Consider the following 11,850-nt stretch of genomic DNA (forward strand, 5'->3'; position numbering starts at 1 on the left):
CATTAGCGCCCGTTCATGACCTGCACGGATGTGGGTCAGCAACCGGCGGGACGCCCATCAACGAACTCGCCAATAACGTCTCCAACCCCATCGGCTTGGCAAAGTAATAACCCTGGGCCTGCCCTGCGCCTATTTCGCGCAGCAAGTCCAGCGTTGCCTCATCCTCGACACCTTCGGCCACCACACTCAGATCCAGCGATTCGGCCATCCGCACGATCGCCCGGACGATTGCGCGACTGCGAGCACTGGTGGTCAGTTCGAAAATGAACGACTTGTCGATCTTCAAGCCGCTGAAACGGTATTGATGCACATAACTGAGGGATGAAAACCCTGCACCGAAGTCATCGAGCACCACCGACATGCCGTTATCGGCCAATTGCTGCATGGTCCGTCGGGCAATGGCTGGCTCAGCCACCAGCGCACCTTCGGTCAACTCCAGACAGATTCGCGATGGCGCAACCCCGTGCCGCTCCAACAGTGCAAGTACATCACTGGCGAAGTCCGGGCGCGTCATGCTGTAGCTTGAGCAATTGACGTGCACCGCAGGCCAATTGGCATGTTCGGGCTGTGCGAGGATCCCCGCTACGCTGGTGAGCATGTACAGGTCCAGTCGACCGATCAGGCGCAAGCCTTCGACATCCGGTAAAAACTCGCCCGGCGCGATCACCCGGCCGCCCGGTTGATGCCAACGGACCAGCGCTTCAAGGGCTAACAATTCGCCGCTGTCGACGCTGACAATCGGCTGGAAATACGGCAGCAGTTCGTCAGTCCGTTTGAGCGCATTGCGCAAAGCCCCTTCCCGCTCCATCTGGTCCGAGACTTCACGGCGCACTTCCTGGTTGAACACTGCGAAGCTGTCGCGCCCGGCACTCTTGACCCGGTACATCGCCGCATCGGCATCGCGCAACAAGTCGGCGGGTTCGTGATGAAACTGACTGTCGGCGCTGACGATACCGATGCTGCAAGACGAAAAAACTTCGTGGCCACTGATGAAAAACGGCAAGTCAAATGCCACCAGGATCCGTTCGGCGATTTCGATCACCACGTCCAGCGGCGCCTCGGGAGCCAGCACCGAAAACTCATCGCCCCCCAGGCGCGCGAGCATGTCGGTTTCACGTAGACAGCCGCGTAAACGTTGAGCGGCCTGCATCAACAGCAAGTCACCAAAATGGTGGCCGAGGCTGTCGTTGACCATCTTGAAACGGTCGAGGTCGATGAACATCACCGCCAGGTGCCCGCCTTCGCTGCCGAACCGCGACCAGGCCTGGCTGAGGCGCTGTTGCAGGTAGGTACGATTGGGGAGCCCGGTCAGCGCATCGTGGGAGTTTTCGTGTTGCAACTTGGCATTGGCGTGGTCGAGTTCACGGGTACGGTTCTGCACCCGCGCTTCCAGCTTGAGGTTGGCGACATGAATCGCTTCGGCGGCGGTGCGTCGCGACAACGCGGTGTCGATGTGACGCGACACGAACGTCAGCAGTTCCTGGTCACGCTGGGTATAGCTCACCTGCGAGGTATAGCTTTGCACCGCCAGCACGCCACGCACCACATCACCATCGAACAGTGGAATGCCCAGCCACGAGTAGGATCGGACAGACTGATTGGCCAGTTCGATTTCACCGTGCGCCGCCAATCGTTCCGCCTCCCCGACGTCAATCAGACAAGGCCGACGCTGACGGATAACGTATTCAGTCAGGCCCCGGCACCCACGCCGTGCCAGCGGGCAGATCGTCTGCCGCTCATCGACATAATACGGAAAGGTCACTTCACTGATCGCATCGTCAAACAGCGCAATGTAGAAATTCTTCGCGAACAGCAAATCATCGACGATGCCATGCAGGGTTCGAAACAACTCCGCCATGTCGCCAGGCTGGCTCGACAGTTCCGCAATCTGGAACAGCGCACTCTGTAGATGCTCCGCGCGTTCTCGTTCTGCCACTTCCTGGCGCAATGCGTCGTTGAGTGCCGAAAGCTCCAGGGTGCGGCGCATCACTGTCTGTTCCAGGTCTTCGCGATGCAGAATCCGGTCCAGCGCCATCGCCACGTGGCGCGCCACCACCAGAAAGAGTGCGCGGTCTTCAGCGCTGTAGGTACGAGAAACGTCGTAGACCTGCATGGCAAGCATGCCAAACACGTCATCCGAGGCGTTTTTCAACGGGGCGCCCATCCAGAATTCGGGACGATCACCCACGCAGTAGAAACGGTGCTCGGCTTGAGCCGCGAGGATACCGGCGGAGTCGATGAGCAACGGTTGGCCAGAGGTCAACACCTGGCCGGTCAATGACAGGTGCGACGGGTCAAGGAACTCATAGTGCTGGGCCTCAACGGCATCGACGTCGATGATGTCGACGTAATACGGATAATCAATCTTGCCACTGTGCGGGTCATACAACGCGAGATAGAAGTTCTCGGCGTCGATCAGGCTGGCCAGCAGTTGGTGAACCCCCACCAGAAACACCGACCGGTCGCGGGTTGAACTGGCCAGGTAGGTAATTTCATACAGCACACGCTGAGTAATCTGCGCACGGGCGAGGGTATTGGTCTGTAGCTCATTGCCCAGGCGCCGGGCAAACTCGGCGAGCACCGGTTCCGCAGCATCATTGACTGGCGCGAGTAGCCAACCCAGCTCACTTTCGCCTCTGCCGGTCGGCCAGCGGTGCAAGCCCCGGCTCAGGCAAAAGGCTTCAAACTCTTCATTGGCAACACTTGATGGCCACGGCAGTGCCGGGTCACCCTGCCCGACCCAATGCATTTGTTCGCCGGCGCGGTAAACCACCCACGCAGTGGTATGGGCCCAGCTGCGCGCTGAGGCCAGCAAAGATTCGATGGTGTTTTCGTTGCCTGCGTAGGCCATGCCGAGAGTATCCGAGTTCCCTTTCAGTTGAGGTGCGACAACGTCGCAATCGTTCGATTGCCGCAGGGAGTCGGTCAATGGACGAACACCCATCAGCGCTCCCTTAGCCAAAGAAATGGCGATACTCACTGACTGATTGCTGGCAATATGCCGGAGAGCTTCCCGTTTATAGCGAATACGATTTTTTTTCAATAGTTTTATTCGTTTTACGAGACAGAGCAAACAAAAACGCCGCTCAAAGAGCGGCGTTTTTGTGTTTAGAGCGGCAAACGGGATTCACCTGGATATTTGGCGTCTCAGGCGTTGCCGTTCCAGGGGCGGTCTCCGCTCTCGTCTTTGATGCGGGTTGGCAGGCCCATCACATCCAGCGCGTTGAGGAACGGCTCAGCCGGCAGCTCTTCGACGTTGGCCATGCGCTTAACGTCCCATACGCCGCGGGCAACCAGCAGAGCTGCCGCCACGGGAGGTACGCCAGCCGTATAGGAAATGCCCTGGCTGTCAGTTTCTGCGTAGGCGTCTTCATGATCGGCCACGTTGTAGATGAACACCTCGCGCGGTTGTCCATCCTTGGTGCCCTTGACCAGATCGCCGATGCAGGTCTTGCCGGTGTAGCCTGGCGCCAGCGAGCTCGGATCAGGGAGCACGGCCTTGACCACTTTGAGCGGCACGACTTCCAGGCCTTCGGCAGTCTTGACCGGTTGCTCGGAGAGCAGGCCGAGGTTCCTGAGCACCGTGAACACATTGATGTAGTGCTCGCCGAAGCTCATCCAGAAACGCACGTTAGGCACGTCGAGGTTCTTCGACAGCGAGTGCACTTCATCGTGGCCGGTCAGGTACAGGTTCTGCGCCCCGACGACTGGCAGGTCATCAGTGCGTTTGACTTCGAACATGGTGTTGCTGGTCCACTGGCTGTTCTGCCAGCTCCACACCTGTCCGGTGAACTCGCGGAAATTGATCTCCGGGTCGAAATTGGTGGCGAAATATTTGCCATGGGAACCGGCGTTGACGTCGAGAATGTCGATCGAATCAATGCGGTCGAAATACTGTTGTTGCGCCAATGCTGCATAGGCGTTGACCACACCCGGGTCGAAACCCACGCCGAGGATGGCGGTGATGTTCTTCTCTTTGCACTCTTCGAGGTGGTTCCACTCGTAGTTGCCATACCAGGGCGGCGTCTCGCAGATTTTGCCCGGCTCTTCGTGGATGGCGGTGTCCAGATAGGCCACGCCGGTATCGATGCAGGCACGCAGCACCGACATGTTGAGGAAAGCGGAACCAACGTTGATGACGATCTGCGATTCGGTTTCGCGGATCAGCGCCTTGGTCGCTTCGACATCCAGAGCGTTCAGCGAGAACGCCTTTATTTCTGCGGGCTGTTTGAGGCTGCCCTTGGCCTTGACGCTGTCGATGATGGCCTGGCATTTGGAGATGTTGCGCGACGCGATAGCAATACGACCGAGTTCATCGTTGTGCTGCGCGCACTTGTGGGCCACCACCTTGGCGACACCTCCTGCGCCAATGATAAGTACGTTCTTCTTCAATTTATCTATCTCTCCTTCTCAGCCAGCTTACGAAAGGCTGGACATGTAGTCGTTGTAACCAAACTCACGAACCACCTCGACACTACCGTCGAGTTGTTTCACTACGATGGACGGCATTTTCAGGCCGTTGAACCAGTTCTTCTTGACCATGGTGTAACCCGCCGCGTCGATGAACGACAGGCGATCCCCGATGGCCAGCGGACGATCAAATTGGTATTCACCGAAAATATCACCGGCCAGGCAGGATTTACCGCACACCATGTAGGTGTGTTCGCCTTCGCTCGGCGCCAGCTTGGCATTGAGGCGATAGATCAGCAGATCGAGCATGTGGGCTTCGATGGAGCTGTCCACGACCGCCAGGTGCTTGCCATTGTAAAGCGTGTCGAGCACGGTGACTTCCAGCGATGCGCTCTGAGTGATGGCCGCTTCGCCGGGTTCCAGGTAGACCTGTACGCCGTATTTTTGCGAGAAGGCCTTGAGGCGAGCGCAGAATGCGTCCAGCGCGTAGTTGTCACCGGTGAAGTGGATGCCACCGCCGAGGCTGACCCACTCGACCTTGTGCAGCAGATGACCGAATCGCTCTTCGATAGTGCACAGCATCTGGTCGAACAGGTCGAATTCACCGTTCTCGCAGTTGTTGTGGAACATGAAGCCAGAAATCTGCTCGATAACCTGTTCGATCTTCACCGGGTCCCACTCGCCCAGACGGCTGAATGGCCGTGCCGGGTCGGCCAGCAGGTAATCCGAGCTGCTCACCTGCGGGTTGACCCGCAGACCGCGCACCTTGCCTGCTGAAGCCTCGGTGTAGCGCTGCAGCTGGCTGATGGAGTTGAAGATGATCTTGTCACAGTTCTCGAGCATCTCCTCGATCTCGTCGTCGGCCCAGGCCACGCTGTAGGCGTGAGTCTCGCCAGCGAATTTCTGCCGACCGAGCTTGAGCTCGTAAAGCGACGACGACGTGGTGCCGTCCATGTATTGCTGCATCAGGTCGAATACCGACCAGGTGGCGAAGCACTTGAGCGCCAGGAGGGCTTTGGCCCCGGACTGTTCGCGCACATAGGCAATCTTCTGCATGTTCGCCAGCAGCTTTTGTTTGTCGATAAGGTAGTACGGCGTTTTGATCATTTCGAGGCGCCTCCGGCAAGGCCAGCCAAAAAAAGGATGCGCATTGTGCCTTCACTGGCGACAGATCGAAAGTACAGAAAGCGCTTGCCGCGCGAAGTCAGGCTGTCTGGTCTTCACGGTGACGGCGCATGAGAAGGTAACCCGAGAAAAACATCCCTCAATTATAAGAGTGAAATATTTCAGTCATATTTCTGCGCGACACTATTGTTTCACTTTTAAGACAGCCCATCCCACACCCTGACCGCTTGACTGAATCAGCAGTCAACGACGGGTGTACCTGGACTTACGGCAATACAAGGAGGTCAACGATGCGATGCTCGCCAGATGAGATACGCCACCAGATCCTGGACGCCGAATCTGTGTTGAAACGGCTCGATATCGAGATGGAGGGGATTGAGTTTGATCCGCTGCTGCCTTCAAGTGTCACTGCTGCCTGCGCCAGGGTAGATCGTGTAATTGAACATCTATTGGCCCCGTTCAAAGCAAACCCAATCCTTGGGCCGTTAACAAAAGAACTGAAGTCGCAATACATTGACGGTATTGAAGCGAAGGTTGCGCACGCCAGGAATGGTCACTGATCGAACGAGAAAGGCTCGCATCAGGGGGCAACAGAAAGGTTCCAACCCTCCTGCTATGCTCCATCCACCGTTCATTGACCCAGGTTTAATCACTGAACGGCCAACTCCTGATAATGTTTTTTCAGATTCTAGGAAGGCTTTGAATGACGCCCCAGCTCTTCTCGGTGCACGGTCTCGTGAGTTTCACCCTTGCCATCCTCCTGCTTTTCCTCGGCAAAACCCTCGTTCAAAAAAACGCCCTGCTCCGTCAATACTGTATTCCCGAATCGGTCGTCGGCGGCTTCGTCTGTGCGGCGGTGACGTCCCTGCTTTATTTCGGCCTGAATATCCAGGTCGAATTCGATCTGCAAGTTCGCGACACCCTGTTGCTCTATTTCTTTGCCGGCATTGGCTTGAAATCAGACATGCGCCAACTGCTCAAGGGTGGACGCCCACTGCTGATCCTGCTGGTGCTCGCCGGGGTGTTCATCGTCCTGCAAAACGCACTGGGCATGGGTGTCGCCGAGGCATTTGGACTCGACCCCAAGGCGGGGTTGATGGTGGGTTCCATTTCCCTCACGGGCGGGGCAGGCACCACGCTGGCCTGGGCACCATTGTTCATCGAAAAGCTGGGCATCAATAACGCCCATGAACTGGGCATGGCCAGCAACACCGTCGGCCTGATTGCCGCTTGTGTAATCGGTGGTCCAATCGCCAACCGACTGATACGTCGTAATCGACTGAAGACTTCCGGGGATGCGGCGCTTGAAGTCGGCATTCTTGAGGATCAACCGAACAATTCACTGAATTACTACGACGTACTGTGGGCGTGGATGTGGCTCAACCTGACCCTGATGCTGGGCTATGGACTCAACCTGCTGTTGGTGGATGCCGGCATCACCCTGCCCAAATTCGTCAGTTGCCTGTTCGCGGGCATCGTCATTCACCACATCGTTTTTGCATTGGTGGGTGAAGAGCGTCTGAAATCCTGGAGCGGCGCGAGCCTGGGCCTGTCGCTGATTTCCGATATTTGTCTGGGCATGTTTTTGACCATGGCCCTGATGGGGCTTCAGTTATGGCAGCTCAGCGGTGTGTTGGGGTTCATTGTTTGCGCCTTGACCCTGCAAATTCTGCTGACGGTGCTCTACACGTATTTTGTGGTCTTCCGCTTTATGGGTCGCGATTACGAAGCCAGCGTGATTGCTTCCGGATTCGGCGGGATTGCCCTCGGTTCCACAGCCACGGCCATCGTCAACATGACGACCGTGACTCAAAAGTACGGTGCGGCCCACCAGGCGTTCCTGATCGTGCCGCTGGTCTGTGGCTTTTTCATTGACCTTGTCAATGCCGTGATCATCGGCCTGTTCAGCGGCATCTAGGGGGCGCCTCCCGTGCTGATCACGGTTTTCAGCGTTTTTCAGCATCTTGCGGGGTACAAATCAGGCCATTTCAGAGCAGTTCTGTTGACGCCATGCGTTACTGGGGGCACGGGTTGGAGGAAACAACCTGCCCCCAAGCGTGTTCGGAAGTTTTCAGCAGAACACGGCAGACAGGGTTTTATTGGCTCTTGAAGGGTTGGAAATGATGTTCGATCACGATCTTTTGACTGCCGCCGAGCGCGAGGCAATCATTGCCGCGATGCAGGAGCCGGGGCTGTTGCCCCAAAAAGTCTTGATCGTCGAAGATGACCCGTGCACACGCGAGATGCTGGCCGACATTCTTCACGTCAATGGCCTCTTGTGCCTTGAGGCTAGCAGTGCCGACGAAGCCATGCGTTCATTGGACATCGACAGTTCAATCGGATTGGTCATTACTGATTTGCGTATGCGCCCGCTCAATGGCCTGGAGTTGATTTCAAACATCCGCGAGTCGGAGTGGGCCGACATGCCGATTGTGATCATTTCTGGAGATGCGGATGTTCGCGATGCCATCGAGGCCATGCGTTTGAGTGTTGTCGACTTCCTGCTCAAGCCGATCGATCCGGATGAACTGATCACCTTGGTTAACCTGCAACTGGGTCTCACGCCAGACGAATAGCCACAGCCATCAAATACAACACAGATCCAGTGGGAGCGAGCCCCCCTCACCACAGGGCTCACTCCCACATGGATTTTGTTTGACTGACGCAGTGAGTAATTCCACTCGGTTTTGCTGAAGCTTAAACAACAAGAATGTTGTCTGTTTAAACGTAGCCTCCTGTTACCACCCAAAGGCTACAACGCCTTGCGCCATCACCTACGGGTAAGACAGAATCCGCCGGCTTGTGCGGCTGCGGGGTGGGCTATATCGTTTTCCGGTCACTGAAAAACAGTGATCGGGTTTGGTAGCCCGTCTGCAAATAGTCGTATAGCGACACCTTATGCAGTCTCTTTTTTGAGGCTCGCTTTATATGGTGGTCATGCGTGGGGCTCCTTTGTGAGCGCCGGGTTTCCTACTTGCAGCCGGTCTACCAACCCGCGTATGGCCACCACCCTCGTTTGGTAGCAAGGGTGATGGCTCCTTCAATCTGCAGTAGGAGGTTCATCCATGATCAAACCAACACCTAACCCACCGGACATCGATCCGGCTTCGCCCTACGAATCCCTGCTGGCCAACGCCAGCGAATCACTGGGCTCGGCCACCACCATGCTCAGCAATTTCGCGGCGCTGTTGGAGAACTCACACCGCAAGACGTTGCTCGGGATTACGCAAGTGGTGATGTTGGGGGAGTTGGCGGTGAATCAGGCGCTGGATAAGGTTGAGCTGAAGGAGTAAGCACGGCGCAGGCGAGTACGTAGCACGGAATGCTGCGTACTCGCCTATCACTCAATGCGGTGCGCGCGGGATCGTCTTGAGCAGGTCTTCGGGACTGATGTAACCCACGACCGGTTCCGCAACACTGCCCGGCAGCGGCAAGTCGAGGATGTGGCCCTTGATCTTGCCAATGACATGCATTTCGCAAGGTTTACAGTCGAACTTCAGCGTCAGGACTTCGTCACCGTGCACCAGTTGCATCGGCGCGACCTTGGTGCGTACACCGGTGACGCCTTTGGCTTGCTTGGGGCAAAGATTGAAGGAGAAACGCAGGCAGTGCTTGGTGATCATCACCGGCACTTCCCCGGTTTCTTCATGGGCCTCAAACGCTGCGTCGATCAGCTTGACGCCGTGGCGGTGATAGAAATTCCGAGCCTTCTGGTTGTAGACGTTGGCCAGGAAGGACAAGTGCGACTCCGGATACACCGGTGGCGGAGTGGTTTCGGCCTTGCGATGCCCTCTTGGGTGGGCGTGCAGACGGGCCACGGTCAACGCTTCAATCACTTCGCGGCGCAAGGCTTTGAGCTGCGAGTTTGGAATGAAGAACGCCTGGGGTGCATCCAGTTCAATGGCGGTGGCGTGATAGTCCGTGGTACCCAGCTGACCGAGCAGATCGCGCAGTTGCTCCAAGGCTTGCTCCGGCTTGTTGGCCAGCCCGAACGGACCGTCCAGAGACAAGCTGGCGCTGACGCCCTCCTCGCTCGTGGCGGTCAATTGCAGGCGCTGCTCGTCAAGACGTGCCACCCAACTCAGACCGATACGACGCTCGGCGGAGGTCTTCTGCAAGGCTTGCTGCCAGTTATGGTCGAGGTTGCGGCTCAGTGGATGGTTGGGCCGCAACTTGAACATCCCGTCCGGCATCTCGTTGGGTTCGACGCGGTAGCGATAGCGCTTCTGGCCCTCTTCGAGAAATTCACCCTTGGGCTCGGCGATGTTCGCGCGAAAACCCACCACCTCGCGCTTGATCTGCACGTTTAGGCCGTCGCCATTGGACAGCGGTTCAAAGGTGACCACCTGCATATCACGCTTGCCCACTTTTTCCACCACGCCCACCGACAAGCCGGTGAAGGTCGGTGAGTCGAAGGCGCCGATGTCGATCTTGCGCTCACTGACGAAGTAGTCGGTGCTGCCACGGTGAAAGGTCTTGTCCGGGTCGGGGACGAAGAAATGTGCGGTGCGGCCGCTGGATGCCCGAGCCAGATCCGGACGATCTTCAAGCACATCGTCCAGACGCTGACGGTAATAGGCCGTGATGTTCTTCACATAGCCCATGTCCTTGTAGCGCCCTTCGATCTTGAACGAGCGAACGCCCGCTTCGACCAACGCGCGGATGTTGGCGCTCTGGTTGTTGTCTTTCATCGACAGCAGGTGTTTTTCGTAGGCGACTACCCGACCCTGGTCGTCCTTGAGGGTATAAGGCAAACGACAGGCCTGGGAGCAATCGCCACGGTTGGCGCTACGACCGTTCTGTGCGTGGGAGATATTGCACTGCCCGGAGAACGCCACACACAACGCGCCGTGGATGAAGAATTCGATCGCCGCATCGGTCTCGTCGGCGATGGCGCGAATCTCTTGCAGGTTCAGCTCGCGGGCCAGTACCAGTTGGGAGAAGCCAGCCTGGTCAAGGAACTTTGCCCGCGCCAGGGTGCGTATGTCGGTCTGGGTGCTCGCGTGCAGCTCGATTGGCGGAATATCCAGTTCCATCACGCCCAGATCCTGAACGATCAACGCGTCGACGCCGGCATCGTACAACTGGTGGATCAGCTTGCGGGCCGGCTCCAGTTCGTTGTCATGCAGAATCGTGTTGATCGTGGTGAACACTCGCGCGTGGTAGCGACGGGCGAACTCCACAAGTCGGGCAATATCGCTGACTTCGTTGCAGGCGTTGTGCCGGGCGCCGAAGCTCGGGCCACCGATGTACACGGCGTCGGCACCATGCAGGATGGCCTCGCGAGCAATGTCCACGTCACGGGCGGGGCTGAGCAATTCCAGGTGATGTTTGGGAAGAGACATATTTTTTATCTGGTTATCACGGTAGGTGCGCATTGTAGCGGGCAAAAACGAGATGGGCACCTGGTGCGACGCAATGGAACCTGTCACTCAACAGCCAATAACCGGACACGCTTCATTGCAAGGGCGAAAAAGCCGCTGGCAGGTAAATCGTCGAGCGCATGTCACACAGTTGCGGACCGGAGTTTTCAGGCGGCCAGACACCGTCCGCCACGGCTTGAGTCCGCACTTGCAGACGCTGCTCCAGGGTTGACCACGGCCAGATGTGCAGGTAGCGCGGCAAGGCACCGTCGGTCGCATAAAACGCCGCATACACCGGCGAGTACTGCTCGGCGGTACGCGGCTCCACGGCCTTGATCCAGCCATCGAGTGTCGGTTGCAACCCGGAACTGACCAGGTCGTACACGCGCATTTCGTAATAGGGCCCGTGTTTTCCGGCGTTCAAGGGCTTGAGGAACGGGAACAAGCTGTAGTTTTCGATTTTCAGGTCGGTAATAAAGGCGTTGATGCCGAACGCTTCGCCCTCCAACAGGAAGCGCTCGCGCTCTGCTTGCCGCAAACTTTCGTCGGCATAACCGCGCAGAACGGTAATTTGATTCAGCTGGCCGATTTCCGACGCCCAGCACCCCATCAGCGTTCCCCCCACCCCAGGCTTGGCCAGTGCTGCCTCGATTCGCACCAGTGCCTCTGCAACGGTGCGCACACGCACCGTGAAAGTAATCAATTCAAACAATCGCATAACGTGGCTCCACTCATTCGTTGCCTTGAGCCTAACCCGGAGCCTCAAAGGCGAGATATTGAGACGAACCCCTTGGGGTACGGCGTTCACCTTAGTGCGCTAGGTAATTCCTTTAGGGCAACAGTCAGCAGGTAAGCCACCGCTCGTTACCGTGCGGACGGAATTTAGCGGGTCAGAAATTCCAACGCACTTGCATGTCACCCGTATTGGCGGTGTAGCCACTCTCGGCTTCCA

The 11,850-nt window shown here is 57.3% G+C and carries 9 protein-coding genes; 4 read left to right on the plus strand and 5 right to left on the minus strand.

All coding sequences use genetic code 11. From position 1 onward, the window contains the following. Positions 1 to 13 precede the first annotated feature (13 nt). The 3 genes from PMI22_RS01685 to nspC all read right to left on the minus strand — a co-directional run bounded on the left by PMI22_RS01685 (position 14) and on the right by nspC (position 5,517). Positions 14 to 2,944, minus strand: coding sequence for a sensor domain-containing phosphodiesterase (locus PMI22_RS01685; protein WP_007949141.1), 2,931 nt, complete (start codon positions 2,942 to 2,944; stop codon positions 14 to 16). 203 nt (positions 2,945 to 3,147) lie between these two features. Further along, positions 3,148 to 4,392: a saccharopine dehydrogenase family protein gene (locus tag PMI22_RS01680; protein WP_033049769.1), complete on the minus strand. Its 1,245-nt coding sequence runs from the start codon at positions 4,390 to 4,392 to the stop codon at positions 3,148 to 3,150. 27 nt (positions 4,393 to 4,419) lie between these two features. Continuing rightward, positions 4,420 to 5,517: a carboxynorspermidine decarboxylase gene (gene nspC / locus PMI22_RS01675; RefSeq protein ID WP_007949143.1), complete on the minus strand. Its 1,098-nt coding sequence runs from the start codon at positions 5,515 to 5,517 to the stop codon at positions 4,420 to 4,422. 308 nt (positions 5,518 to 5,825) lie between these two features. On the opposite strand from nspC, the gene PMI22_RS01670 reads away from it, so the two are divergent. The 4 genes from PMI22_RS01670 to PMI22_RS01655 all read left to right on the plus strand — a co-directional run bounded on the left by PMI22_RS01670 (position 5,826) and on the right by PMI22_RS01655 (position 8,828). Then, positions 5,826 to 6,095: a hypothetical protein gene (locus tag PMI22_RS01670; protein ID WP_007949144.1), complete on the plus strand. Its 270-nt coding sequence runs from the start codon at positions 5,826 to 5,828 to the stop codon at positions 6,093 to 6,095. A 143-nt stretch (positions 6,096 to 6,238) separates the two neighbouring features. Further along, on the plus strand, positions 6,239 to 7,453 hold the full coding sequence (gltS, locus tag PMI22_RS01665) for a sodium/glutamate symporter (RefSeq protein ID WP_007949146.1): 1,215 nt from the start codon (positions 6,239 to 6,241) through the stop codon (positions 7,451 to 7,453). A 205-nt stretch (positions 7,454 to 7,658) separates the two neighbouring features. Next, complete coding sequence (locus tag PMI22_RS01660; protein WP_033049774.1) at positions 7,659 to 8,111, plus strand: response regulator; 453 nt, start codon at positions 7,659 to 7,661, stop codon at positions 8,109 to 8,111. Positions 8,112 to 8,600: 489 nt separating this feature from the next. After that, positions 8,601 to 8,828, plus strand: a complete 228-nt coding sequence (locus tag PMI22_RS01655; RefSeq protein ID WP_007949149.1) for a DUF6124 family protein — start codon at positions 8,601 to 8,603, stop codon at positions 8,826 to 8,828. Positions 8,829 to 8,879: 51 nt separating this feature from the next. On the opposite strand, the gene PMI22_RS01650 is transcribed toward PMI22_RS01655, so the two are convergent. Together PMI22_RS01650 and PMI22_RS01645 are read right to left on the minus strand one after the other, a co-directional pair. Beyond that, positions 8,880 to 10,880: a peptidase U32 family protein gene (locus PMI22_RS01650; RefSeq protein WP_033049770.1), complete on the minus strand. Its 2,001-nt coding sequence runs from the start codon at positions 10,878 to 10,880 to the stop codon at positions 8,880 to 8,882. Between the two features lie 112 nt (positions 10,881 to 10,992). Beyond that, positions 10,993 to 11,616: an NIPSNAP family protein gene (locus PMI22_RS01645; RefSeq protein ID WP_007949151.1), complete on the minus strand. Its 624-nt coding sequence runs from the start codon at positions 11,614 to 11,616 to the stop codon at positions 10,993 to 10,995. Between the last annotated feature and the right edge of the window lie 234 nt (positions 11,617 to 11,850).

It is taken from the genome of Pseudomonas sp. GM21, from assembly GCF_000282215.1.
GTDB lineage: Bacteria > Pseudomonadota > Gammaproteobacteria > Pseudomonadales > Pseudomonadaceae > Aquipseudomonas.